The organism is Streptomyces sp. NPDC028368 (assembly GCF_055565615.1).
In genome coordinates, this window is sequence record NZ_JBVHTY010000014.1 from 106,343 (window position 1) to 130,859 (window position 24,517).

The 24,517-nt window shown below is 71.0% G+C and carries 24 protein-coding genes; 9 read left to right on the forward strand and 15 right to left on the reverse strand.

The window, feature by feature from the left end:
- Window position 1 precedes the first annotated feature (1 nt).
- Together ACZ4S3_RS28905 and ACZ4S3_RS28910 are read left to right on the forward strand one after the other, a co-directional pair.
- Window positions 2-757 (forward strand): HpcH/HpaI aldolase family protein, encoded by a 756-nt coding sequence (locus ACZ4S3_RS28905; RefSeq protein WP_467939215.1) that lies wholly within the window; start codon window positions 2-4, stop codon window positions 755-757.
- Window positions 758-876: 119 nt separating this feature from the next.
- Window positions 877-2,106, forward strand: a complete 1,230-nt coding sequence (locus ACZ4S3_RS28910; protein ID WP_467939217.1) for an NAD(P)/FAD-dependent oxidoreductase — start codon at window positions 877-879, stop codon at window positions 2,104-2,106.
- A 219-nt stretch (window positions 2,107-2,325) separates the two neighbouring features.
- Here the strand turns inward: ACZ4S3_RS28910 and ACZ4S3_RS28915 are convergent, their stop codons facing one another.
- Window positions 2,326-3,105 (reverse strand): class I SAM-dependent methyltransferase, encoded by a 780-nt coding sequence (locus ACZ4S3_RS28915; protein WP_467939218.1) that lies wholly within the window; start codon window positions 3,103-3,105, stop codon window positions 2,326-2,328.
- Window positions 3,106-3,262: 157 nt separating this feature from the next.
- Between ACZ4S3_RS28915 and ACZ4S3_RS28920 the strand changes: the two genes are divergently transcribed.
- The 3 genes from ACZ4S3_RS28920 to ACZ4S3_RS28930 all read left to right on the forward strand — a co-directional run bounded on the left by ACZ4S3_RS28920 (window position 3,263) and on the right by ACZ4S3_RS28930 (window position 6,190).
- Window positions 3,263-3,433 carry a hypothetical protein gene (locus ACZ4S3_RS28920; protein ID WP_467939219.1) on the forward strand — a complete coding sequence of 57 codons (171 nt, stop codon included), beginning with the start codon at window positions 3,263-3,265 and terminating at the stop codon, window positions 3,431-3,433.
- Between the two features lie 166 nt (window positions 3,434-3,599).
- Window positions 3,600-3,800, forward strand: coding sequence for a DUF5133 domain-containing protein (locus ACZ4S3_RS28925; protein WP_467939221.1), 201 nt, complete (start codon window positions 3,600-3,602; stop codon window positions 3,798-3,800).
- 2 nt (window positions 3,801-3,802) lie between these two features.
- Window positions 3,803-6,190, forward strand: a complete 2,388-nt coding sequence (locus ACZ4S3_RS28930; protein WP_467939223.1) for a phosphoketolase family protein — start codon at window positions 3,803-3,805, stop codon at window positions 6,188-6,190.
- A gap of 51 nt (window positions 6,191-6,241) precedes the next feature.
- Here ACZ4S3_RS28930 and ACZ4S3_RS28935 read toward each other — a convergent pair whose 3' ends face one another.
- Together ACZ4S3_RS28935 and ACZ4S3_RS28940 are read right to left on the reverse strand one after the other, a co-directional pair.
- The gene (locus ACZ4S3_RS28935; protein ID WP_467939225.1) at window positions 6,242-6,913 is read right to left on the reverse strand and encodes an endonuclease; all 672 of its coding nucleotides are present in this window, start codon (window positions 6,911-6,913) and stop codon (window positions 6,242-6,244) included.
- 329 nt (window positions 6,914-7,242) lie between these two features.
- Window positions 7,243-7,749: a hypothetical protein gene (locus ACZ4S3_RS28940; RefSeq protein WP_467939227.1), complete on the reverse strand. Its 507-nt coding sequence runs from the start codon at window positions 7,747-7,749 to the stop codon at window positions 7,243-7,245.
- Between the two features lie 233 nt (window positions 7,750-7,982).
- On the opposite strand from ACZ4S3_RS28940, the gene ku reads away from it, so the two are divergent.
- From ku to ACZ4S3_RS28955, 3 genes are all read left to right on the forward strand, one after another.
- Window positions 7,983-9,056, forward strand: a complete 1,074-nt coding sequence (gene ku, locus ACZ4S3_RS28945; protein WP_467939229.1) for a non-homologous end joining protein Ku — start codon at window positions 7,983-7,985, stop codon at window positions 9,054-9,056.
- A 112-nt stretch (window positions 9,057-9,168) separates the two neighbouring features.
- Window positions 9,169-9,390, forward strand: coding sequence for a DUF6458 family protein (locus ACZ4S3_RS28950; RefSeq protein ID WP_467939231.1), 222 nt, complete (start codon window positions 9,169-9,171; stop codon window positions 9,388-9,390).
- 286 nt (window positions 9,391-9,676) lie between these two features.
- The gene (locus ACZ4S3_RS28955; protein WP_467939233.1) at window positions 9,677-10,126 is read left to right on the forward strand and encodes a hypothetical protein; all 450 of its coding nucleotides are present in this window, start codon (window positions 9,677-9,679) and stop codon (window positions 10,124-10,126) included.
- Window positions 10,127-10,269: 143 nt separating this feature from the next.
- Here the strand turns inward: ACZ4S3_RS28955 and ACZ4S3_RS28960 are convergent, their stop codons facing one another.
- The 3 genes from ACZ4S3_RS28960 to ACZ4S3_RS28970 form a co-directional block, all read right to left on the reverse strand.
- Window positions 10,270-10,845: a GNAT family N-acetyltransferase gene (locus ACZ4S3_RS28960; RefSeq protein ID WP_467939235.1), complete on the reverse strand. Its 576-nt coding sequence runs from the start codon at window positions 10,843-10,845 to the stop codon at window positions 10,270-10,272.
- A 112-nt stretch (window positions 10,846-10,957) separates the two neighbouring features.
- Window positions 10,958-11,341: a CAP domain-containing protein gene (locus ACZ4S3_RS28965; protein ID WP_467939464.1), complete on the reverse strand. Its 384-nt coding sequence runs from the start codon at window positions 11,339-11,341 to the stop codon at window positions 10,958-10,960.
- A 540-nt stretch (window positions 11,342-11,881) separates the two neighbouring features.
- Window positions 11,882-13,396 carry an outer membrane protein assembly factor BamB family protein gene (locus ACZ4S3_RS28970; RefSeq protein ID WP_467939237.1) on the reverse strand — a complete coding sequence of 505 codons (1,515 nt, stop codon included), beginning with the start codon at window positions 13,394-13,396 and terminating at the stop codon, window positions 11,882-11,884.
- Window positions 13,397-13,435: 39 nt separating this feature from the next.
- On the opposite strand from ACZ4S3_RS28970, the gene ACZ4S3_RS28975 reads away from it, so the two are divergent.
- Window positions 13,436-13,567 (forward strand): hypothetical protein, encoded by a 132-nt coding sequence (locus ACZ4S3_RS28975; protein ID WP_467939239.1) that lies wholly within the window; start codon window positions 13,436-13,438, stop codon window positions 13,565-13,567.
- A 77-nt stretch (window positions 13,568-13,644) separates the two neighbouring features.
- On the opposite strand, the gene ACZ4S3_RS28980 is transcribed toward ACZ4S3_RS28975, so the two are convergent.
- The 9 genes from ACZ4S3_RS28980 to ACZ4S3_RS29020 all read right to left on the reverse strand — a co-directional run bounded on the left by ACZ4S3_RS28980 (window position 13,645) and on the right by ACZ4S3_RS29020 (window position 24,447).
- Window positions 13,645-15,123 carry a hypothetical protein gene (locus ACZ4S3_RS28980; RefSeq protein ID WP_467939241.1) on the reverse strand — a complete coding sequence of 493 codons (1,479 nt, stop codon included), beginning with the start codon at window positions 15,121-15,123 and terminating at the stop codon, window positions 13,645-13,647.
- A 761-nt stretch (window positions 15,124-15,884) separates the two neighbouring features.
- A complete protein-coding gene (locus ACZ4S3_RS28985; protein ID WP_467939243.1) occupies window positions 15,885-17,141 on the reverse strand; it encodes a beta-ketoacyl-[acyl-carrier-protein] synthase family protein in 1,257 nt (418 codons plus the stop codon).
- Window positions 17,138-17,407 carry an acyl carrier protein gene (locus ACZ4S3_RS28990; RefSeq protein ID WP_467939245.1) on the reverse strand — a complete coding sequence of 90 codons (270 nt, stop codon included), beginning with the start codon at window positions 17,405-17,407 and terminating at the stop codon, window positions 17,138-17,140. The genes ACZ4S3_RS28985 and ACZ4S3_RS28990 overlap by 4 nt, the downstream gene beginning before the upstream one ends.
- A complete protein-coding gene (locus ACZ4S3_RS28995) occupies window positions 17,380-18,480 on the reverse strand; it encodes a beta-ketoacyl-ACP synthase III (RefSeq protein WP_467939247.1) in 1,101 nt (366 codons plus the stop codon). The genes ACZ4S3_RS28990 and ACZ4S3_RS28995 overlap by 28 nt, the downstream gene beginning before the upstream one ends.
- Before the next feature lie 30 nt (window positions 18,481-18,510).
- Entirely contained in the window at window positions 18,511-19,350 is an 840-nt protein-coding gene (locus tag ACZ4S3_RS29000) for an SDR family NAD(P)-dependent oxidoreductase (RefSeq protein ID WP_467939249.1), read from the reverse strand.
- Entirely contained in the window at window positions 19,347-20,444 is a 1,098-nt protein-coding gene (locus ACZ4S3_RS29005; RefSeq protein WP_467939251.1) for a 3-oxoacyl-ACP synthase III family protein, read from the reverse strand. Before ACZ4S3_RS29005 ends, ACZ4S3_RS29000 begins: the two co-directional genes overlap by 4 nt.
- Complete coding sequence (locus ACZ4S3_RS29010) at window positions 20,441-22,333, reverse strand: acyl-CoA dehydrogenase family protein (protein WP_467939253.1); 1,893 nt, start codon at window positions 22,331-22,333, stop codon at window positions 20,441-20,443. The genes ACZ4S3_RS29005 and ACZ4S3_RS29010 overlap by 4 nt, the downstream gene beginning before the upstream one ends.
- Complete coding sequence (locus ACZ4S3_RS29015) at window positions 22,305-23,387, reverse strand: ACP S-malonyltransferase (RefSeq protein WP_467939255.1); 1,083 nt, start codon at window positions 23,385-23,387, stop codon at window positions 22,305-22,307. The genes ACZ4S3_RS29010 and ACZ4S3_RS29015 overlap by 29 nt, the downstream gene beginning before the upstream one ends.
- A gap of 136 nt (window positions 23,388-23,523) precedes the next feature.
- The gene (locus tag ACZ4S3_RS29020; protein WP_467939257.1) at window positions 23,524-24,447 is read right to left on the reverse strand and encodes a hypothetical protein; all 924 of its coding nucleotides are present in this window, start codon (window positions 24,445-24,447) and stop codon (window positions 23,524-23,526) included.
- Window positions 24,448-24,517: the final 70 nt, after the last annotated feature.

The following is a 24,517-nucleotide window of genomic DNA, read 5'->3' on the forward strand; positions in this document are numbered from 1 at the left end:
GGTGCTCCGCCCCAACCAGGTCCGGCGCAGACTCGCCGCGGGTGAGGAGGTCCACGGCCTGTTCAGCACGCTCCCCGAGCCCACCATGATCGAAATGATCGGCTGCGCGGGCTACGACTTCGTGATCCTGGACACCGAACACACCCTGGTGGACCCGCAGCAGCTGGAAAACCTGATCCGGGCCGCCGAAGCCACCGGCCTCACCCCGTTCGTCCGCGTCCCCGAGGCCGACCCCGGTGGCGTACTGCGCGCCCTGGACGCCGGCGCCATGGGCATCGTCGTCCCGCATGTGCGCACCCGCGCGGACGTGGATGCCACGATCCGCGCCGCCCGCTACGCCCCCGAGGGCATGCGCTCCCTCAACGGCGGCCGCGGACCCGGCTTCGGGCGGATCGACCTCAGCGAGTACATCCGGCGGGCCAACGCCGAGATCATGCTCATCGCCCTGATCGAGGACGCCGAGGGCGTCGCCGCCATCGACGAGATCCTCGCCCCCGGCGGCGTCGACCTCGTCCTGCCCGGCCCCGGCGACCTCTCCCAGTCCTACGGGGTCCCCTGGCAGGTCCGCCACCCCCGCGTCCAGGAGGCCGTCCGCACCCTCCACGCATCCTGCACCCGCTACTCCATCCCGTTCTGCGCCATGTCCAGCACCCCGGAGCGCCGCGCGCAGTGGCGCGCCGACGGCGTCACCGCCTTCGTCCTCGGCGAGGACCGCGATCTGGCGGCGCGGGCGCTGCGGGAGCACCGGAGCGGGTGAGCGGTGCCGGACCGGCGCGGGCTTCCCCGCCGGTCCGGCAACACCATCGGCGGGATCCGTACGCCCGCTCAGCGGGTACCTGTGGCCCTGGAGCGCCGGACACAGGGAGCTGAGCGGGAATGTCCACGAGCAATGCGTTGGTGATCGCCGGAGCGGGGCTGGCCGGGGCGAAGGCGGCGGAGACGCTGCGCGAGGAGGGGTTCGACGGGCCTCTTGTGCTGCTGGGGGACGAGAGTGAGCGTCCGTATGAGCGGCCGCCGCTGTCCAAGGGGTATCTCATGGGCACGTCGGGGCTGGAGAAGGTGTATGTGCATCCGTCCCGGTGGTACGACGACCACGACGTCGACCTGCGGCTGGGGACGGCGGTCGGCGCGATCGATCCGGCGGCCCACGAGCTGACCCTCGCCGACGGCAGCCGGCAGGGCTACGCGAAGCTGCTGCTGGCCACCGGGGCGGAGCCGCGTCCGCTGGTGGTGCCGGGTGCGGAGCTCGACGGGGTGCACTCTCTGCGGCGGCTGGGGGACAGTGACCGGCTCCGGGAGGAGTTCCGGCACGCCACCCGTATCGCGGTGATCGGCGCCGGCTGGATCGGGCTGGAGACCACGGCCGCCGCCCGTGCCGCGGGCGTCGAGGTGACCGTGCTGGAGGCGGCGGAGCTGCCGCTGCTCCAGGTGCTGGGCCCCGAGGTCGCGCGGGTCTTCGCGGATCTGCACACCGATCACGGGGTCGACCTCCGCTGCGGCGTGGAGGTCGCGGAGATCACCGGCACGCTCGGCCACACGGACGGAGTACTGCTGGCGGACGGCACCGCGGTCCCGGCGGACGCGGTGATCATCGGCATCGGCGTCACGCCCAACAGCCGGCTGGCCCAGGACGCCGGGCTCGAGGTGGACAACGGCGTCCTGGTGGACGCGCAGCTGCGCTCCTCCCATCCGGACATCCACGCCGCCGGTGATGTCGCGAACGCCTTCCATCCCGTACTGGGCACGCACCTGCGGGTCGAGCACTGGGCCAACGCGCTCCACCAGCCGCAGGCCGCGGCCAAGGCGATGCTCGGCCAGGACGTGGCTTTCGACCGCCTGCCGTACTTCTTCACCGATCAGTACGACCTGGGGATGGAGTACACGGGGTATGTGGCGCCCGGTGGCTACGACCGCGTGGTCTTCCGTGGTGATACGGCGCGCCGTGAGTTCATCGCTTTCTGGCTCTCCGGTGGCCGGGTGCTGGCCGGGATGAACGTCAATGTCTGGGATGTGGTGGAGCCGATCCGGGCGCTGGTGTCCAGTGGGCGGACGGTCGATCCGGCGCGGCTCGCGGACCCCGGGGTGCCGTTGGCGGACCTCGTATGACGTGCCGGGCGGGGAGGTGACGGCGCCTTCTCCCGTGACCGGCGCGCCACGGTCCACGTCCAGGACCTGATGCGCGAACACGGGGCGCAGCTGTGGTCGTCACGCAGCTCGCGGCCGACGAACGCTACGGGCGGGACGTGTACCGAAGCGGCCGGTCCGGCCGGTCCGGCCGTTGCGGCGGTAGGCGCGCCGCGGGGCGTGCGGTCCGTCCGGTGGCGGTCAGTCCGGTACCGACCGTACGATCACCAACGAGCCTTCGAAGAAGGGCTGTTGGCGCAGTGTGCCGAAGCGCCGGTCCCATGCGCCGCTGTCCAGGTCGCGCCGCAGGTCCGCGGCGAACCGTGCCCGCACCCCCTCGTCCACGAAGCTCCACGCCGAACACGCCTGCCGCGCACCGGGCTCGAGGAGGCGTTCCGGGCGGCCGTAGTACGCCTCGTTGAAGCCGTCCGAGCAGTCGAGTGGGACGGGGACCGGCCGCACGGTGGTGCGTCCGCCCAGCGCGTCGGCCAGTTCGGCGACCGGCGGGTAGCGCCGCGCCTCGGTGTCCAGCACCTCGGGCGCGTACTCGTACAGCCAGAAGTCCCGCACCAGATCCGGGTCACAGGTCAGCACCACGACCGGCCCGCGGGCCACCCGTCGCATCTCGCGCAGCCCGGCGGCGGTGTCGCTCCACTGGTGCACGCTGAACGTCGCCATCGCCGCGTCGAACGAGCCGTCGGAGAAGGGGAGTTGTTCGGCCACGGCGTCAACTGCCGGGGCCAGATGGGCGGGCCGCTGGGCGCGCATCGCCGCCGAGGGCTCGACGGGGGTCACCCCGAGCGTGGCCGACTCGTACGAACCGGCGCCGGCGCCCACGTTGACCACCGTACGGGCGCTGCCGAGCGCGTCCCCTATGCGGGCCGCGATGCGCTCATCGGGCCGGCGGTAGTCGATGTAGCCGCCGCCCACCGCGCCGTAGTCCACGTCCCCGGCGCTGCCGTCGATCGTACGTTCGCCCATGCCCCGAACGTAGCAGCGCGCCGATCGGACTTCTGGGTTTTCCCGGCGAACCGACCGCGGGTCGGCCGCACGTTTACGCCCCGGGCCGTCGGTTAGGCACCGGGGACCGCGCGCACCGGGAGCCGTGCGCGCACCATGGAGAAGAAGGAGGGTCGCCATGACCACTGAGCCGCTTCCCGACGGACCGGGCCCGGTACCGAGCGAACCGGATCCCGTGCCGCGCGACCCCCGTCCGGCCGAACCGGAACCGGACGAACCGGGCCCGCACCCGAAGGAGCCGCCGGGCACCGGACCGGGCGAACACCCGGCCCCGGAACCGCCCGACTAGCCGATACCCGCGACCGCCTCCGGCCGGCCCGCCCGCACGGCCCGCACGGGCCTGCGTACGGGCTGCCTCCGCTTGCGCGCACACGGTGACGGACGCAGGGTGGGACATCCCACCTCCTGTTTCGGGAAGCGATTCGGGATGCGAGCGCCACGCGGGAGAAGACAGCATGCTGCTGCCGGACAAGACTGTGCTCGCTTCGCATCTGCGGCGCTACCGCATGTGGGAGCGCCTGGTGCAGGCCGAGCCGCACGATCGGGCCCGGCGCCGCCGGCTGGAGGACGTCGCCTACACCCTGTGCGTACTGACGGGCCGCCGCACCGCCCGCGAGGCGATCATCGCGGCGGAGAGCTATCTCGCGAGGAGATGAGCATGCGCGACGCACCGCCGCCGCCCGCGCCGAGCCACCTCGACGCCGCCGAAGCGCGGACCCTGGACGCCCACTGGCGAGCGGCCAACTATCTGGCCGCCGGGCAGATCTACCTGATGGCCAATCCCCTGCTGACCGAGCCCCTGCGCCCCGAGCACATCAAACCGCGGCTGCTCGGCCACTGGGGCACCTCACCGGGCCTGAACCTGGTGCACACCCACCTCAACCGCGTCATCAAGGCCCGCGATCTGGACGCGCTGTGCGTATGGGGTCCGGGCCACGGAGGTCCCGCCGTACTGGCCAATTCCTGGCTCGACGGTACGTACAGCGAGACCTATCCCGATGTGAGCCGGGACCGCGCGGGCATGGCGCGGCTGTTCCGGCAGTTCTCCTTCCCCGGCGGCGTGCCCAGCCATGTCGCCCCGGAGACGCCCGGCTCCCTCCACGAGGGCGGCGAACTCGGCTACTCCCTCACGCATGCCTACGGAGCGGCGTTCGACAACCCGGGACTGCTGGTCGCCTGCGTGATCGGGGACGGCGAGGCGGAGACGGGGCCGCTCGCCGCGTCCTGGCACGCCACCAAATTCCTCAATCCGGTGCAGGACGGCGCCGTCCTGCCGATCCTCCACCTCAACGGCTACAAGATCGCCAATCCGGCGGTGCTCGCCCGGATCCCGCACGACGAGCTGGACGCCCTGCTGCGCGGCTACGGCCACGACCCGCTGTACGTCGTCGGCAACGACCCCGCGAGGGTCCACGACGCGCTGGCCGCCGCCATGGACCGGGCGCTGGACCGGATCGGCGACATCCAGCGCCGGGCCCGTACCGGAGGCGAGACGGAGCGGCCGCACTGGCCGGTGATCGTGCTGCGCACCCCCAAGGGCTGGACCGGCCCGCACGAGGTCGACGGCCGGCTCGTCGAGGGCACCTGGCGCGCGCACCAGGTCCCGCTGTCCGGCGTACGCGACCATGCCGACCACCGCCATCAGCTGGAGGCCTGGCTGCGTTCGTACCGCCCGGAGGAGCTCTTCGACGCCTCGGGCGCGCCCCGGCCGGACGTACTCGCCTGCGTGCCCGAGGGCTCCCGGCGGCTGGGCGCCAATCCGCGCGCCAACGGCGGGCTCCTCCTGCGCGACCTGCCGATCCCGCCCCTGGAACGCCACGCGGTGGACGTCGGCAAGCCCGGCAGCGCACTGCACGAGCCGACCCGGGTGCTCGGCGGCCTGCTGCGTGACGTCATGGCGGCCACCGCGGAGCGCCGTGACTTCCGCGTCGTCGGCCCCGACGAGACCGCTTCCAACCGCCTGGAGGCCCTGTACGAGGCCACCGGCAAGGACTGGCAGGCCGAAACGCTGGGCACCGACGAGCATCTGGCGCGCGACGGCCGGGTCATGGAGGTCCTCTCGGAGCATCTGTGCCAGGGCTGGCTGGAGGGCTATCTCCTCACCGGGCGGCACGGCCTCTTCGCCAGCTACGAGGCGTTCGCCCATATCGTCGACTCGATGGTCAACCAGCACATCAAATGGCTGCGGACCGCCCGCCGCATTCCCTGGCGCCGTCCCATCGCCTCCCTCAACTACCTGCTGACCTCACACGTCTGGCGCCAGGACCACAACGGCTTCTCCCACCAGGACCCCGGCTTCGTCGATCACATCCTCAACAAGAGCCCCGAGGTCGTCCGCGTCTATCTGCCGCCGGACGCCAACACCCTGCTCTCGGTGGCCGATCATGCGCTGCGCAGCCGCGACTACGTCAACGTCATCGTGGCCGGGAAGCAGCCGAGCTTCGACTGGCTGACCCTCGACGAGGCCCGTGCCCACTGCGCCCGGGGCGCCGGCGCCTGGGCCTGGGCGGGCACCGAGGACGGCAGCTGCGCCCCGGACGTCGTCCTGGCCTGCGCCGGCGACGTCCCCACCCTGGAGACCCTGGCCGCCGCCGGCCTGCTCCGCCGCCATCTGCCGGAACTTGCCGTACGGGTCGTCAACGTCGTCGACATGGCCCGGCTCCTGCCCCCGGAAGTACACCCGCACGGGATGCCGGACTCCGAGTACGACGCCCTGTTCACCTCCGACAAACCGGTCATCTTCGCCTACCACGGCTACCCCTGGCTGATCCACCGCCTCAGCTACCGCCGCACCGGCCACGCCAATCTGCACGTCCGCGGCTACCGGGAGGAGGGCACCACCACCACGCCCTTCGACATGGTCGTACGCAACGACCTCGACCGCTATCGGCTGGTCATGGACGTCGTGGACCGCGTCCCCGGGCTCGGCGTCCGCGCCGTCGGGCTGCGCCAGGCGATGGCGGATGTCCGCACCCGCCATCACGCCTGGATCCGCGAGCACGGCACGGATCTGCCGGAGGTGGCGGACTGGACATGGGCGGGGTGAGCCTACGAGGCCTGGCGAGGCCTTGCGAGGTCCGCTGATGTCGGCGTTCCGTCAGCCCGCCGCGGCCTCCCGCACCTGTTCGGCGATCCCCCGGTCCAGCGCCGCCCGCACCAGCGCCGAGGCGAATGCGGCCAACTCCTCCGCCTCGACCAGCCGCGCCAGCTTCGTCGCGTCACCCGGCAACCCCAGCCGCTCCGCGCCCTGTACGGCCTTCGGGTCGAGAAACGGGGCGAACTCCGTCCAGACCCCTTGCACCTCACGCAGAAAGATGGCGGAACCCGTAGGCCCGACACCCGGCAGCTCCTGAAGCGCCCGGCGGAGCTTGCCGGCATCGCCGTCGGCCGCCTCCCGCATCCGCCGCAGATCACCGCCGTACTCGTCCAGCAGCAGCGTGGCCCCCTCGCCGAGCCTGGTGGCGGTGCTCTCGTCATAGCGCCGGTAGCCCCCTGCGACGAGCGCGTCGACGCGTTGCTGCCATGCGGCGTCCAGCATGCGGCGCGGGGTGCTCATTCCCGCGTCGAACAGGGCCCGCGCCGCCGCGACCGCCACCGAGGCCCGGATCCGCGTGCTGAGCAGATCGGCCAGCACCAGGACCTGGTACAGCGGCTGCGGAGTGTCGCGCACCTTGATGCCACATTGTTCGGCGTAGGTCTCGCCATACCGGTCCAACAGCTCCCGGACGATGGCCCGCTGACCCGCATCCCTGAATTCCGTGGCGGCCACGCGATATCCCCCGTCGATCGACTGTGCCAGTGTCGGTATCGGTATCGGCACTGGTATCGGCACCGGTATGTGCTTCCGCTTCAGCTTCCGTATCAGCTTCCGTTTCCGTTTACCCCCGAGCCGGGGATACGGAAACGGTTACTGCTCCCCAGGGAGGCGACGCTTGTCCCGCACGGATGAGAAGGGTGAGAGCGAAGACGCCAGGATCAACTCACCGCTCTCAGCGAAGATCAGTCAGCCGCTTGCGGGCAGCGCGCGCACCGCGCGTCCACGCCCCGGCACCTGGGACCACGGCCGGGACCGCATCTGCTCCATCACGCTCCCGTTTCTCAGTAGAGGGCGTACGAACGCCGATGACGACCAGGCGGTCCGAATTCCAGCCCGTTCTCGTCGAGGGCGTTGAAGACGATCGCCCGGTTCGTCTCGAAGACAAAGCTGACGTCCACGTTCCCGCGAGCCGCATCGTTGCCCGTCCATTCGAGCAGTTCGACGCCCTGGAGGGAAAGCCCTCGCAGAGCGCGCAATGCGGCAAGCGGCTCAGGACGCCACTCCAGGTCGAAGCCGGGCCACTGGACGGGACGGCTGGGGTCGATCGTGTTCCACGTGAGGGAGAGATCGTCGAACTTGTGATGGTTGACTTCGATCTGCTCGCCATCGAAGTCGAACAGCACGGGACAGTCACAGAACCACTCGTCATCCCGTAGGTCCCAGACCATCCAGACCCTCGTCAGAGTTCGACCGGCGAGAGCACGCAGCCGATGCTGATGCTCCCGCACCACTCCACGACGGCCGTTCAACCACTGCGGCCGATAGCCTTCGATGCCAAAATCGAACATTGCGTCATCTTGTCAGTGCCGCATCGAGAGACCTGGGCAGGCGCCATGCGCCAGGTGGTGCGCGGTCCCGTTACGTCCGATGACGAGCCGTACGCCTGTCGCGCGCAGCCACCCGTCCCTCTCCACCTCCCACCGCCTGAGATGTACACCCCAGCCAACCCACCTACCATGGCTTTCAGCGCCGACACACCCATCCGCCGGCCCGTCGGCAGGCACCGAGGAAAGCGGGCCTCATGCGCCCCACGGCGAAGTTCTCCATCAGCTTCGGCCTGGTCACCATTCCGGTGGCCGCCTACTCCGCCACGGACACGACCGCGTCGGTCAGTTTCGTACGCATCCACACGGCGGACGGCGGCCGGGTACGCAACCAGCCGGTGTGCTCGCTCGAGGGCGCCGAGGTCATGCAGGACGAGATCGGCCGGGGCTACAGGACGGACGACGGCACGGTCGTACCGCTGACCGATCAGGATCTGGAGGCGCTGCCGCTGCCGACCGCCAAGACGCTGACGATCCTCGCCTTCGTCGCCGGTGACGACATCGATCCCCTCCAGATGGACAAGGGCTACTACCTCAGCGCCGACGGCGCCGCCGCGACCAAGCCGTACGTCCTGCTGCGCGACGCCATGGAACGCCATCAACGGGTCGGGCTCGGGAAGGTCGCGCTGCACGGCCGGGAGACACTGGCCATGATCCGTCCGGTGGAGGACACCCTCGTGATGCAGGTCCTGCTGTGGCCGGACCAGATCCGCCCGATGGACGGAGTGCTGCCCGACAGCGAGGTGGAGGCGGCCACCAAGGAGGTGGCGGCCGCCGAGAGCCTGATGGACTCCTATGGCGAGCTGTCGGAGGGCGACGTACACGATCATTACCGCGAGGCACTCGAAGAGATCGTGGCGGCGAAGCTGGCGCATCGCGAGCCGGCTTTCGAGACCGCCGAGGAGCAGCCCGCCGCGCAGGTGATGGACCTGATGGCGGCCCTGCAGGACAGCGTGCGCGCCGCGAAGAGGTCACGCGGCGAGGACGAGGACACCGAGTCGGCCACCGTCATGTCGCTGGCCGGCCGCCCGGCGACGAAGAGCGCCACGAAGAAGACGGCCGCCGAGCGGACGGGCACCCGGTCGGCGGACACGAAGAAATCCACCGGCTCCGCGGCCAAGAAGACGGCCGCCGGTACGCCCAAGGCGAGCCGCGCCAGGAAGTCCGCCGGCACCGCGCAGAAGTCCGCCGGCAGCAAAGGCAAGTCCGCCGCCGCGAAGACGACCACGGCCAAGAAGACGGCAGGCAAGGCTCCCCGCCGGGCCGGCTGACCCCGGAACTCCCGCCCCCCGCCCACTCGCGCGGACATGAACGCCCCGCCCCCGGGTACCCGCCTTTCAGCACGCCTTCCTCCCTCTCCCGACAGTTATGGAGGCGGAAATCATGGGTATCGGCGGGTGTATTGCTCTGCTCGCGGTGGGGGCGATCCTCACCTTCGCGGTGGACTGGCACATGGCCGGAGTCAATCTCGACCTGGTCGGCGTCATCTTGATGGTCGTCGGCGTCATCGGCCTGGCCGCGTACGTGAACATCCTCAAGCGGCGGCGCACCCAACCTCCTTCCCCTGGCGCCCGGGTGGTCGACGTCGAGGACAACCGTCGTTGAGGCCCTGCCTCACACCACCGGCACGATTCACGAGTGCCGGCTCCGGAAGAGCGCCTATAGCGCGAGGGGCGAGCGGCTGTCGCTGTCCGAGCCGCACCGGCTTGCGGGCCCGGCGGGCCTGGCAGCACGCGCGCAAATCCCTTACGGGGCAACCCCGAGCGGGTCCCTGAGGCCGGGGGCCCGCGGCTCGTCCGAGTGAACGATGACCAGGCGACGAGCGCACCGGATCCTGGTAATAGCCTCGCCGCCGGCGGCGGTGCAAGGAAGAGAGAGGATCAGGATCATCATGGCAACGCGTACGCCGCAGCCCGCCACAGCTTCCGGGGAACGGCTGAGCCACCCGCGTACCCGGCGGGCGTTACGCAGCACCAAGCTGCTTGTCGGCTGCTATGTCGGCCTCAGCGTGTGCACACTCCTCGCCATCATCCTGCTGCGCGACCACCACGACATGGTGACCGACGCCGTCTGGGTCCGGGCGAGCATCGTCGTCGCCACGTCCCTGCTCATGGCTTCTTTCGCTGCCCGGACGGCCCGCGGCCACAGCCGGTCGTATCTGCGGCTTCGGCTGGCCTCAGGGATCATGGTGGTGGCGATTGCCGTCATCATTGCGGTGCCCGGTGCCTTTCCGGCATGGCTGAAGATCGAGCAGGCCGTGTGCGGAGTCCTTCTGCTCGGCGTCGTCCTGATCGCGAACAGCAAGCAGATACGCTCGGCATTCGCCCACCGCAAGATCTAGCCTCACCCTCCGTGGAGCCCTCCGGGTCCACAGGAGAACGGAGGCGGTAACGGGCACTCGGCTTGCCGTTCAGCCTCGTCTCTGGTGAGGGGGTGAGGCTGTGGGGTGCGGGCGGCGGGGATCGATGCGGTCGCCTCGCGGCCTCAGGGCGTCTGGCCTGGCCTCTCGGCTCGTCCGCCGTGCAGTTGGGCGAACTCGTCGGCGAGTATGCCCATCATGACGAGATCGTGGTGTCGGCCGGCGAAGAACACCTGATCGCGGAGGCGTCCCTCCTCGATGAATCCGAGCCGACGGTGAAGTGCCAGCGATATCTCGTTGTGCGCGAAGATCCGCGCTTGGCACTTGTGATAACGCCGCTCGGCGAACATGAAGCGCAGCAGCAGCACTACGGCCTCCGCCGCGTAGCCCTTGCGCCGGTGGTCGGCGCCGATCGTGACGCCGTATTCGAACCAGCCCGCGCGGGGGTCAGCGTGATGTGAGCCGACAGCACCGACTGTTTCCCCCGTGTCGGCGGCTTCGATTGCCAACTGGAAGCAGTCGCCATCGGGCGTGGCAACGGCTTGTTCCTTCGCCCATGCGCGGTGGCCCTCGGCGGAACGAGGTGGGTGCAGCAGGTCTCCGAACCGCTCCTCGTCCGCGGCGAAGCGCATGAACGCGCTCCAGTCGTCAGGCTCGATGCCGCGCAGGCGTACCCGTTTGCCGGTCCAGAACGATGCCATCCCCTATTTGATCACGCTGCGTCGCGCGAGGTCCAGACGTTCGCCAGGCCATGAGAGGGCCGGTGATGACCTGGCAACCGACCCGGCGTCGCTCGGTCGCTGACGGGTGCGTCTATGGGCCGGCCAGGACCTGGACCCACCAGTTCCTGCCGTCGCGTTGGGCGACGCCCACTCCTGTGTCGCGGTAGCGGCAGGTGACGAGGAGTCGCCGATGGGGTGGGCTGTCCATCCAGGCGTCGACCACGGCGTCGGCGTCGCGGTAGCCCTGGGCGATGGCCTCCCCCACGGCCGACCAGCGGTATCCGTGACGGCGTGCCCGCTGCCCCGTGGAGGTGCCCCCGGCGCCGCGGTGGGTGAGCCGGCCGGTGCGGGCCATGTAGACGGCGTGCTGTCGCGCGGCCCGGTCGAGTTGTGCGTTCTCGCTGACGGCCGGGCAATGGGCTGTGCTCCGGGCGCGGTTGGTGTCCTGGACTGCGTGATGTCCTTCGCGAAGCATCGTCACGACGCGAGCACTTCTCGTCGCGGCGTGGCGCCCCTTGGCGGATTCCGTACGCGATGCAGCGGTGGCACCCGCCGTGGTGGCGCCGTCGGCGAGGGCAAGGGAGAGCGCAAGGAGGAAGGCGCCAATTATCGCTGCCGCGCGCCCGGTTGACGTCTTCTTCCGATGCAGCGGGCCAGGGCCGCAGGAGCGACCGTCGTGGCGCATGAGCGCTTTTCCTCCCCCGGTTTTGTGTACCGGCCGGACAGTGCCGGCCACCGTCCAGCACGGCCATGCCTGCCCCACCGCGGATCAGCTCACTTCTTGGGCGCCCCATCAGGGCAGCACCTGCTTGGTACTTACGTAATGTGCGCGGGCTGCGGATGAGGCGTGCCCGAAGATCCGGACAACTCTCACGGGCGCGGCGTTTGACCGCCCCGCACCCCCTTCGGCGGGCCCGGAACGGCAACGCCGCCCCGCCCACCGAATGAATGCGGCGAGCGGGGCGGCGCGTGGTGCCCCCGGAGCGGGAGCCGTGGCTGCTGATGCGGCGCGGGGCTACTGATGCAGCTTGAGGGCCACTATGGAGTACGGCTTAACGTCCAGCGTCCATGCTTTGCCGATTGCCGTCATGTAGAGCCGGCCGTCGCTCCAATAGGGACGGGCGGAGCTGTCCAGTCCCGTGTCGACTTCCTTCGGGTATTGGACGAGGGTGTGCGGCGTACCGGTCTTCGGGTCGTATTCGACGATTTCCGGGCCCTTTTCCTTGTCGTCGGTGCGCACAAAGGCCACGATCTTGTTGCCGATCGCGCCCGGCAACGGGAAGTAGTCCCAGAACTTTTGCGCCTTGGTCTTCCACAGCAGCTTTCCGCTGTCGAGGTTGTAGGCGGCCAACAGCATGTCACTGTCGCCTTCCGCGGCGCGGATGACGAAGGTGTTCCCGAAAGCGCCGGCTACCGTCCAGGAGGTGCCGTCGGGGTCTTGCGTCTGCAGGTATTTGGACGGCGTGTGGGGGGAGAAGGTACTGCGGATCTTGCCCGTCTCGTCGTCCAGGGAGACCAGACCCATGTCTGTCCGGCCCGTGTACAGCACGACCGGGTCGGTGCTGATGACCTTGCCGCCCACGGTCATGCCCGCCTCGAACTCCCCCTTCTCAGGGTGGAAGGTGTAAGTCCACTTGGGCTTGCCGGTCGCGGTGTCGATCTTGGAGACCTCGTCGTAATCCACCCCGCCCACCAGCTTGGTCTTGCAGGTGCGTACGCGGATCAGGGCCTTGCCTCCGGTGTACGTACCGGCGCCGTCGCACTTTTCGGGGCGGTCCGCCGTCCATGCCGGAGAACCGTCGGAGACCTTCAACGCCTGCGTGACTCCGTACATGCTCGCGACCACGATGTCGCCGGAGCGGCGGTAACTACCGACCTTTTCGTCGGGGGTGGCATCGCCCGGGGTGAATCTCTTGTCGCCGTTTTTCTTCTTCACGGGCTTGGGTTTGGTGAACTTCTTCGTCCACAGCTGCTTGCCGCTGCTGAGATCGAATGCGGCGAGATGGTCACAGGCCTTGTTGTCGCCGAACGCGACCAGGCCGATGCCGCCGTCCGACTCGGGCGAGGCCGAGCAGGCGGTGTTGCTGTCGCCGGGCAGCGGCGTCGCCCAGACGCGTTTGCCGCTGGTGAGGTTGTAGGCCTTCACACCGTCCGGAAGGGTCTGGATGACGTTCTTACCGGTGATCCAGGTGCCCTGTACCTCCTGGGCCATCTCGCCAGGCGGCAGCTTGCCCTTGTAGGCGGGCTGCGACCACATCACGGTGGTGCCCTCGTCGGACCCGGACAGCAGGAACCAGCCTCCGACGCCGGCTCCGCCCAGCACCACCAGAGCCACGACCAGCAGAATGATCAAGCCGGCCTTGCTCTTCTTCGCCGGGGGCGGGGTGGGAGCGCCGTAGGGCGTATGGGACGCGTACGGGGTCTGCGCGGCGGGGGGTGCGGGCGGGCCGCCATAGGGCGGCGCGCCGTTCATGACGGGCGGGGGCGGCGGCTGCTGGCCGCCGCCGTACGGCTGCCGGCCGGGCGGCACGGCACCGTGACCCTGGGGCGGCAGAGGGGGCGCCTGAGGATGCGGCGTCTGCTGCGGGAAGCCGTATCCCTGCTGCGGCTGCTGGGGGTGCTGTTGCTGAGGCTGCTGTTGCTGCGGGTACGGCTGCTGAGGCGGCTGCTGTTGCTGCTGCGGGGCGGCCTTCTGCCATGACACTCCCCCGGGCGCGGGGGGCGGATTCTGGGGCGGGCCGCCGGTGGGGCCCGCCGGACCGGGAGGACTGGCGTTGGTCATCGGGCCACGCTCCTGACGTAGTGGGCCCAGCCGGCCTGGAAAGCGGCGGTGTTCTGGCCCACGGCCTGCTGCAGCTGCTGGTCCAGCTTCTTCGGGTTCTGGTAATGGTCCACGACGAATTTCAGGGCCGCGGCCTGGCCGCTCTTCTTCTCGATGTACTTGATGGCGAGATAGCCGAGGGAGTAGTCCATGCCGACGCTGTGCGGATAGGAGCCGAGTTCGCTCTCCGGCAGCTTGCCGTCGAACTCGCCGTCGGAGAAGCCCGAACGAATTTTGCTCTGGGCCCGCTGGGGGTCGAAGTGGAAGGCCACGTAGTCGGCGAATCCCTCCACCACCCACGAACGCGGGCCGCCGTCCATCACCAGCATGCTGTAATTGCCCTTGTCCAGCGGCTGTGTGAGGGCGTGCGCGACCTCATGGTGGGTGATCTCCGATACCCCGCGCTGCCAGGAACTACCGGTGAAATAGCCCGCGCCGAGGTCCATCTTGATCCGGGAGCCACCGAACTGCGGCTTGCCCTCGACATCCTCGTACGTCTCGGTGAACGCTGGCATTCCCACGCTCATCCCCGCGTCCCAGCCGACGTCCTTCTCCGAGCTCGTGTACAGCGTCGCGTAGGTCTTCCGGTTGGGCTCGAGGTTCACCACGAACGACTTGGGCGTCGGTGTATCGGTCGGTGCGTTCGCGGCCCAGAAGGAGACGTCGTCCGCGGCGCCCTTTTCGATGGCCGGCGCGAAGCGGCCGGCCTGCGCCGCGTTCTTCTTGTCGGCGATGACGAGGCTGTGCGGCTGCTTTTTGACGAACATGTCGTCATAGACGTCCCACGGCGCGGGGTAATAGACGTACCCCTTCGCGCCGTAGGCGGACGGTGACCCGCCCACCTTCGTGATGGAGGGCTTGTCGGCTTTCGAGGCCCGCTTGATGACCCACCGGTACCACTCGGCGACCGGCTGGACATCCACGTTCTCTATCTTGTGGACGAACGCCACGTCGAGCGCGACGGTCGCGCCGTCGCCGTAGTCGTTGTCGCCCGTGCCGGTCTGCTTCAGGACGCGGTAATTGGCCTGCGCGAACGGCACCTTGCGCAGATTCTCGTAGATCTTCTTCTGGCGCGTCCGCGCCTCGCCCGAGAACGGGGAGAGGAAGGTGTCCTCGTCGCCGCTCTTGAGCGCCTTGGTCCGCCCGTCCAGCAGGCTGGTGATGTCGGACGCGCTGAGCAACTGCTCTCCCGACCCGTCTCCGCCGGCGGCCTGGGGCAGGTCGTTGCCGCCCATGCCCTTGACCAGCGCCACCCCGCCGATCCCGAGGACGGCCAGCACGGCAAGGACGAGCACGCCGATGACCGCCCGCTTCAGCCCCTTGTTGTCATCACCGGACGGCGGGGGCGAGGGCGGCGGCGACAGCGGGCCGCCGGCCTGCGGCGGCCAGGGCTGTGCGGCGTAGGGGCCGCCCTGAGGCGCCGGGCCCTGGCCCATCGGCGGGTAGGGCGACGAGGGGGCGGGGCCTGGGGCTGCCGGAGGGTAGCCGGCGGGCTGGGAAGGCGGAGGCGCCTGTCCGTACGCGTTGTTGCCGCCTGGCCCTCCGGGCTGCGGAGGGTACGACATAGACTTCCTTTCGGACACGGATTGGTGGCACGGCGCCGAACTGCTGCGCTCGCGGGCAGTCCTGGAGACGCCTCCCGCACACCTCCCGGCCGGGCCGGGCGCCGCGCGGGAGGTGATGACCGGCAGACGCCGGCCCTTTCGATGAGTGCCACGTCCCAATGCCGCGCACTCCGCCGGCCACGACTCATGACGACAAGTCGAGACCGCTTCCCCGTTACTGCTGACGCGTACTTTACAAGTGCGGTAATCGCAGGCCTGCCCAGGGCTGACGCTGACTCATATACGTCACATGGTGGTATTGCGGTGGTGTCGTGGGGTGGTTCGTAACTGTCCGGGTTATTCCGTTCCCGTCGGCTCCCACCGCCCCGCCGGTCATGCCGGTTATGCCGGACAGCGAGGTGCTCAACTCCCGCACCGATTCCTGGCCGGGCCGCATCCAAGGGCTGTCCCGTAGGCCTGGGCATTTGCGGCGGCGAGATCTCCGCCATGAGAGAGAAACTCCGGGCGTCATGTGGAGAGTTCTGCCGCCCGGACTCGGAATGCGGTGGGCATGTCCGTTTCGTCGGACACCACTTCGCGGTATTCACGCACGGGGCTCAATGCGTCACCGAGGCCGGCCCCGGTCCCCGTCATCACCTGCAAGGGGCCGCGGCAGGCCGGAAGGCAAGGACGGTGTTGTGGCCGCCGAAGCCCGCGGAATTGCTGAGTGCCAGGTCGATTTCCTGGCGGCGGGGGGTGCCGGTCACCAGGTTCAGTGGGTCGGCTTCCGGGTCGGGGCGGTGGAAGTTGGCGGTGGGCGGGACGAGCCGGTGCTCGACCGTCAGAGCGGTGAGGGCGGCCTCGATGGCGCCGGCCGCCCCCATGGTGTGGCCGATGACGCCCTTGGTGGCGGTCACCGAGGGGGGATCGGCGCCGAACATGCGGTGCACAGCGGCGGCTTCGGTGCGGTCGTTGAGCGGGGTGCTGGTCCCGTGCGCGTTGATGTGCCCGACGTCGCGCGGGGCCGCGCCGGCCGTGCGCAGCGCCTGTGCCATGGCGCGGTGGAGGCCGCGTCCGGCGGGGTCGGGGGCCACTGGATGGTGGGCGTCGGCGGACATGCCGTATCCGACGAGCCGGGCGTGGACCGGTGCGTGGCGGGCGGCCGCGTCGGCGCCCCGCTCCAGCACGAGGACGCCCGCCCCCTCGGCCAGCACGAACCCGTCGCGGGCGGCGTCGAACGGCCGGGAGGCGGCGGCCGGGGAGCCGTGGCGGCGGGAGAGCGCCCCCATACGCGCGAAGGCGGCCGCGCACAGGGGCGTGATCATGGCGTCGGCCCCGCCGGCGACGGCGATGTCACACACGTCGGTGTCCAGCATCAGCGCCGCGAGGGCGAGGGCGGTGGCGCCCGACGCGCAGGCCGTGGCGGTGTGCAGCACCGGGCCGTTGGCCCGCAGCGCGATGGCCAGTTGTCCCGAGGCCATGTTGGGCAGGAAGGCGGGGAGGGTGAGCGGGGAGACCGCCCGGGGGCCGGTGTGCAGGAGCTTGCGGAACTGGTCCTCGTAGGTGTCCACTCCCCCGGCCGCCGATCCGAGGACGACCGCGACCCGGGAGCCGTCCCATCCGGCCGGGTCCAGTCCGGCATCGGCGACGGCTTCATGAGCGGCAGCCAGCGCGAACTGGGTGAACCGGTCGTGCCGCCAGGGCCTGGGTCCGGGCACCTGCGTACGCGGATCGAAGTCCGGCACGCGGCAGGAGAGGGAGACCGGAAGACCGGTGAGCGCGGGGTCCGCCGCCGCGGTGCCCTGCCCCGCGCAGACCCGCGCCCAGGTCTGCGCGGTCCCGGTGCCGGCCGGCGTGACCAGTCCGATGCCGGTGACGGCGATGTCCTCGTTCCGCAGGGGACCGTTCACCGGGGGGCTCCGCGATCGGACGGGGTGCGTTCCGCGGACAGCTGTGCCGCCACGCCCTGGGCGAGTTGTTTCAGCGTCAGTTCGGCGGCGGAGTCGTCCTCTTGGAGCGGGACGTCGAAGTGTTCCTGAAGGGTGACGTAGAGCTCGACGACGGCGAGCGAGTCGAGTTCCAGTCCGGCCAGTGACGCTTCGGGGTGGATCTCCTCGGCGTCGACCTCGAATTTGTCGGTCAGCACGGTCACCAGGTGGTCGTAGACAGTTTCCATGGTTGCTTCTTCCTGTTCGTGGGGCGGGTGTTGCCGGTGGTGCGGGGTTCGGGGTCGTGGGCCCAGGGCAGGGCGGCGGGCCAGTTCAGCGCCGCCGAGCCCCAGGTCAGTCCGCCGCCGAAGGCGGTGAGCAGCGTGCGGGTTCCGGGGCGGACGAGTTTGCGGTGCGCCGTATCGGCCAGGGCCAGCGGGATGGAGGCGGCGGCGGTGTTGCCGACGTCGCGGATGTTGCCGTAGCGGCACCGCGGTGTGATGCCCACCCGGTCGGCGACCGAGTCGAGGATGCGCTGGTTGGCCTGGTGGCCGATGAAGGCGCCGACGGTCTCGGGCTGCCAGCCGACCCGGTCCAGCACGGCCAGCGAGGATTCCGTCATCCGGCGTACGGCGTGCCCGTACACCTCGCGGCCGCTCATCCGGAAGTAGCGGTCCTCGCGGCACAGATGGCGGGAGGTGTCGGGCCGGCGGGAGCCGCCGGCGGAGATGGCGATGAGGTCGCTGCCCGCGCCGTCGGATCCCCAGTCGACGGCGGCGATCGCCCCCGGCTCGGAGGGATCCCCGGGGCGCAGCAGGACCGCCCCGGCTCCGTCGCCGAAGATCACCGCGGTGTCGCGGTCCAGCGGATCGATGATGCTGGAGTACTTCTCGGCGCCGATCACCAGCGGCCGGTCACAGATTCCGGTCCTCAGCAGCGCGGTGGCGACCGTGAGGCCGTAGAGGAAGCCGGAACACACCGCCGCCAGGTCGAAGGCGGGGACGGTCCCCAGGCCCAGCCGGTGGGCGACCTCGGGGGCGGTTCCCGGGCAGCGGCGGTCCGGGGTGGTGGTCGCGACCAGGACCAGGTCCGCGCGGATGCGTGCGGAGGCCTGGGCGGCGCGCCCCGCGGCCACCGCGAGGTCGCTCGTGCTCGTACCGTCCTCGGCAGCGCGGCGGTGGGCGATGCCGGTGCGGGAGCGGATCCACTCGTCGGTGGTGTCCAGCACACCGCGGCGTTTCACGTCCTCGTTGGACAGCACGCGTGGGGGCAGACAGGTGCCGATGCCGCAGAGCACGGCGGTAGGAGTCCGGTTTGTCATGGTCGGCGGTCCTCGCCTCTCGGGGGTGGGTCAGGCGGCGAACGGGGAGGGCGGTTTGGGGATTCCGGCGAGCCCGCCGTCGGGTACCGAAGCGCCGCCGTCGAGAACCAGTGCCTGTCCGGTGAGGTAGGCCGCGGCAGGGGACGCGAGGTAGAGCGCGGCGCAGGCGACCTCGTCCGGCTCGGCCCAACGGCCCAGGGGGACATGGGCCATCAGCCAGTCGGACAGCGGCCCCGTGGAGTGGGCGAAGGCGGTCATGTCCGTACGGGTCCACCCCGGGCACAGCGCATTGACCCGGATGCCGTCGCGTGCCCAGCCGACCGCGAGGCTGCGGGCGAGGGAGATCTGCGCCGCCTTGGATGCCGCGTAGGCCTCCATCCTGGGTGTGCCGGCCACGCCGGCGAGGGAGGACATCAGCACCACGGCGGCCCGGGACGAGGCGGCGAGGTGACGGTGCGCCCGTCGGCACAGGGCCGCGGTGGCGTTGAGGTTGACCGACAGGACCTGGTTCCAGTCCTCCTGGGTGGAGTCCTGCAGGGGGTCCAGGGTGGGGCTGCCGTCGGGCCGGGCGGGGAGCGTGCCGGCGATGTGGATCACGGTGTCGAGGCCGCCGAGACTCGCCGCGGCGTCGTCCACCACGGTCTCCGCGGCCCCCGGCTGCGCGAGGTCGCCCGGTACGAGGACCGCGGTGCGCCCTTCTTCCGCCACGAGTGCGGCGGTTGCCTTGAGGGCGTCCGAGGTCCGCGCGGACAGTGCCAGATCGGCGCCGGCCTGGGCGACCGCCACGGCCACCGCCTTGCCGATGCCGCGGGAGGCGCCCGTCACCAGGACGCGCGCTCCGTCCAGCCGGAACGAGGCGAGAGCGGTCATGAGGAACTCCTTTGCACAGCGGGGGCATTGGCGGGCGGCGGGGCGGTGTGCGGTCTGCGGGCCGGAGCGATCCGGATGGCGGGTGCCCCGGTCCAGGTCAGCAGCGCGCTGCCCCAGGTCACGCCCGCTCCGAAGACGGCGAGGAGAATCCGGCCGTCGCGGGGCAGCAGGCCGCGTGCGGCGGCGGTGGCCAGCGCGTACGGGGCGCTGGCCGCGCCGATGTTGCCGACCTCGTCCCCGACGATGACCAGACGCTCCGCCGGAATGCCGATGCGCTCGCCGAGGCCGCGCAGCAGCACGGGGTTGGGCTGGTGGGTGATGAACGCGTCGATGTCCTCGAGGCGGAGCCGGTTGCGGGTCAGGCTCTCGCTGACGAGCTGCGGAAAGATCCGGGCGATGAAGTCGCGGACCGCTCGGCCGTCCATGTGGATGTGGTGGCGGTGTTCCCCCAGCGTGGCGGGGCTCGCCGGCGCGCGGCTGCCGCCGGCCGGGATGAGGACGTGGTGGGCGCCGGTGCCATCGGAGCCGAGGCGGAAGTCGGCGAATCCGCGGCCGTCCGGCACCGGGCCCAGGATCGCGGCGGCCGCGCCGTCGGCGAAGAGGACGGCGGTGCCCCGGTCGGTGGGGTCGACGAACTTGGAGTACGCCTCGACGCCGACGACCGCCGCATACCGTGTGCCGGATCCCGAACGCAGCCAGTCGTGGGCGACTTTGGCAGCGAACAGCCAGCCGGCGCAGGCCGCGCTGACGTCCAGCGCCACCGCGTGACGCGCGCCGGTCAGCGCCTGGACCCGGCAGGCGGTGGAGGGGCCCAGCTCGTCGGGGGTGGAGGTGGCGGCGATCAGAACGTCGAGCTGGTCGATGTCGATGCCCGCGGCGGCCACCGCGGCCCGTACGGCGGCCGCCGCGAGATCGGAGGCGGCCTCTTCCGCCTCGGCCATATGCCGGGTGTGCACGCCGGTGCGCTCGGTGATCCACTCCGGCGTGACGCCCGCCGCACCCGCGACGTCCTGGTTGGTGCGGGTGGCACGGGGGAGGTAGGTGCCCATGCCCAGTACGCCGATACGGGGCATCGCGGGGGGAGGGTGGCTCATGACGGCCTTTCCGGTAGCCAGTTGAGGGATTCGGTCAACGCCGTGGCGTAGTCGCGGGCGCCCAGCGGGGCGGCCGCCGCACCGCCCGGCGCGCTCATGACCTCGTCCAGCAGGGGGAGATGCGGCAGTAGGCGGTCGCACAGGCCGTCCATCACCGCGGGGAGCGCGCGTACGGTGGAGGCGCTCAGCACCCCGGTGGCCAGGAGGCGGCCGGAGAGACGGCGCGCCTCGACCGCCCCGTACAGCGCCGCCAGGGGACGCAAAACCGCCTGGAGCCCGGGATCGCCGACCGTCGCGAGGGCGCCGGCCAGGCTCTCCGCCACGAGTCGGCTGCCATACGCCTCGCCGAGTTCGCGTGCCGCGTCCAGCAGCGGATTCCAGCGCTCCAGGCCTGCCGAGCCGGCCTGGGTGCGGTGTGCCAGGGCTCGCCGCAGCTGCGCCGTCAGCCGGCTCTCCTGGGCCCTGGCGAGGGCGGGCCACCAAGCGGGATGGTCCACGGGTACGCCGGGCGGCGGCTCGTCGGCGCCCCGGCCGCGGCCGGTTTCCTCCGCGAGGGCCCGGCCGGCGTCCAGCAGGATCAGCTGGCTGTCGCCGCCGGCGCTGTCGAAGGCGTGGGCGAATCCGTGGTACCCCGCCAGCAGGTTGGGGTGCAGGAAGCCCGCGACGCCGCACCGGTGCTGGCACTCGGCAGCCACCCGTGCGGTGCCGCGTACCGCGTGCGCCTTGAGCACCGCGAGGGGACGGTCGACGGCGGTCCACGGGGCGAACGTCATCCCGTCCGCGCGGCGCGCCGTCGGTGGGTGGCCGGCCGCAGCGCGTGATCTGGTCCAGATCTCCCGTGCCGTCCGGCCGGCGCAGGTGAGGGCGAAGGACTCGGCCAGGCATCCGAGCAGCGCGTGCTGCTGGCTGCGGTAGGCCAGCACCGGTTTCCCCGGGGCCAGCCGGCCGTGGGCCCGTCGGCGTGCGGAGAAGCGCAGTGCCCGTACCGAGCACTCCCGCGCCATGGCGGCCATCGCCGAGGGCAGCGTCGCCCACAGGGCCTGCCCCACGCACAGGGTCCGCGGCAACCGTGCGTCCGGGGTGCCGAGCGGATCGTGGAACGCACCCCCGTCGTCGATACGCGCACGGTCACGGAGCCACTGCTCGTAGTGCAGCCGTACGCCCTTGAAGCGCACCAGCGCATAGTCCAGCGGAAGCGCCGGGACCTCGATGCGACTGGAGATCTCCACCCCGGGCAGCGGGCCGCGCTCGTCGGTGAGGTCCACGGCGAAGGAGAACACGCCCCGGTCCGCCCCGTCGGCCAGCACGCGTGCGCAGACCACGGCCGTCTGCGGCATCCGGCGGGAGCCGACGGCGGAGAATTTGGCCGCCCCGGCATCGGGGGTGCGGAGCACGAACTCCCTGGTGTGCGGGTCGAATTCCGCGGTGGTACGGATCCCCAGGTGGCTGCCGGCGTCCCCGATCTCCGTCACCATGAAGACGCCCTTGGACCGGGCGCTCGCCAGCGCGTCCCATTGGCGGCCGAGGCGGGCCGGGTCGGCCGTCAGCTCGATGACCGATCCCAGGCAGAGCGTGTAATGGGAGAGGACGGCCATGTACAGCGGCGGGTCGGCGACCGCGACGCACTCGCTGAGCAGGGTGAGCCGTTGCGGGTCGCGGAACAGCTCGCGGGGCGGTGGCAGGGTTTCGGCGAGTTGGCGCAGCCGTCGGTGAATGCGGTGGGCGTCGTCCGCGGCCCCGCGCGCCGCGGGGTCGTCCGCCGCAGGGTCGTCCGCCGCGGGGTCGTCCTCGGCCGTCAGGAGGCTCATGAGACGGCTGCGCAGGGCGTCCGGGCAGGTTCCGTTGACGATCTCGTTCAGTTCACCGGTGGACGGCAGGTGCGTGGTCATCGGGACGGCTCCAGGGGGCGGAAGGCGGACCGGCGGTGCGCGAGGTGGCCGGGGCACCGGCGTGCGGCCAGGGGAATCCGGGATCGGCGAGGGGCGCGTAGGCACCGGCCGCGGCGGGCGGGAGGGTGTGCTGCACGTTGCGGGTCAGCGCGCGGCCGGTACCCGCCTCGAGCAGCAGCGCGCCGCGCCGGTGGGTCAACCGGTGCAGCACCTTGGGCAGACGCGCGGGCCTGACCAGGCAGTTCGCCAGTCCCCGGTGCACATCGTCGCCCGGCAGGTAGGGGCCGCCGTGAACGGCGGAGATCACCGGGATCCGGGCGGGGCGTGCGGCGACAGGACGGATCGAGGCCGCGAACGCCTCCGCCGGGCCGGTCAGCGAGGGATGGTGGGAGGAGAACGGCAGCCTCAGCCGGGAGGCCGGCAGGCCCTGCCGCCGGGCCAGTTCCTCCACCTCGCGCAGGTCGGCGCAGGGGCCGCTGAGGACCGTCTCTCCGGGGTCGTTCACACAGGCCAGCGCCAGATCCGGCGAGTTGACCTCGCGCAGCAGGGCGCGCGTCCGGCACTCCGCCGCCCCGATCAGCGTCATACCGCCCGCGCAGTGGGCCAGCTGCCGCGCCAGCAGGCAGGCGATCCGGGCTCCCTCGGCGACCTCGAAGACGCCGGCCGCGGTGAGCGCCGCGATCTCGCCGAAACTGACCCCGAGCACCCGGTCGGGCGCCAGGCCGATCGCACACAGCGCGCGGTGTACGGCCACCGAGGAGCAGAACAGGGCGAGTTGGGGCGTACCGATGGGTGCGGCGGCGAGGTCTCGGCCGCTGGGGGGCGAGTCGCCCAGCAGGGCCTTCGCCATGGGCGCGATGCCGAACTCGCGGCCGGTCTCTTCCGCCTGCCCGAATACCTCGGTGACCGCCTGGCGTACGCAGGCATGCGCGCGGGCCGCCCGGACGAGGGGGCTGACGGCGAAATCCCCCTGGCCCGGAAAGAGATGGACAATCAGGCGCGGCGACAATTCACGGTCGCCATGGGAAACCGCCGAAGCGTTACTCGTTTCCACCGCTGCTCCTTTCCTGTGGGCGTCTTCACCGATTGAACAACGGCTGCCGTGCCGGTGGGCCTGCGCAGAGTGCGCGAGGCTGTTGAAAGGCGTGAAAGACAGCCGCCGGTGAAATGCCGCCGGCGGCCGCACCGGTTCAGCGGCGCGGAACGGTGGATGTCATCGCGAAGGCACGGCGCAGAACTGCGGTCACCACGGGAAGTTGACGAAAAGGTGCGAGGAGCTGCCGTAGCCGGCTCACCGCGAGATCGGCCGCACCCGATCTCAAGTTGCCGTAGTGATCAAGAAAGGAACTCCAGGCGGCGCAGGACTCCTCCACATGCCCCAGGCCGACGAGGATTTCGGCGTACTGCGCATAACTCAGCGCCAGCCCCCGGTGGTCGTCGCCCGGCCGTCGTACCAAAGAACGGTTCAATGCCGTGCGCGCCGCCGGGAGATTTCCCAGATGTCTGAGCACCTCGGCACTCTGGAACTCGAAGGCGGCACGTGAGTAGGCGTGGAAAGGCCCCGGCATGCGGGCGCCCTGTTCGCCCGTCTCGACGGCGCGCTCGGCACGGCCGAGGGTGGCGACGGCTTCCCGGCGCAGACCGCAGGCGGCCTGGGAGACCGCGAGTTGGGACAGGAGAAAGGCCTGGGTGGCCCGGTCCGGCATGCGGGCGGACGCCTCGGCGGCCTCGGCGGCGTGCAGGGCGGTCTGCCGGTGCCCCAGCTCGAGCCCTTGGGCGCTCAGTCCCCGCAGGACGACCGACCAGGCGGTGGCGTCGCCGGACTCGGCGGCGAGCTGCAGGGCGGTGGAGAAGTGGCGCTGGGCCAGTCCGTGGACACAGGCGTCCTGGTGCATGCGCGCGAGCAGAAAGGAAAGCCGTGAGGCCTCGACCAAGAGGCCGCGGCGCACGTCCTTGTCCCCCACTTCCCGCAGCCGTGGAGCGATGTCGTCCCCGAGATATGCGGCCAGGGCCGTGCAGGCTCTCCGGCCACCATATGCATTGAAGGAGGCCGAATAAAAACGCACCGCGAGCCGGACGACGGCGAGCTCGCCCTCGCCCTGAGAATGCCGCATCACGGGATTCGGGACCCAGGCCCGCGGGTCGGCGCGCACTTCCGCGAGGTCCGATTCCCGATAGGGCTGG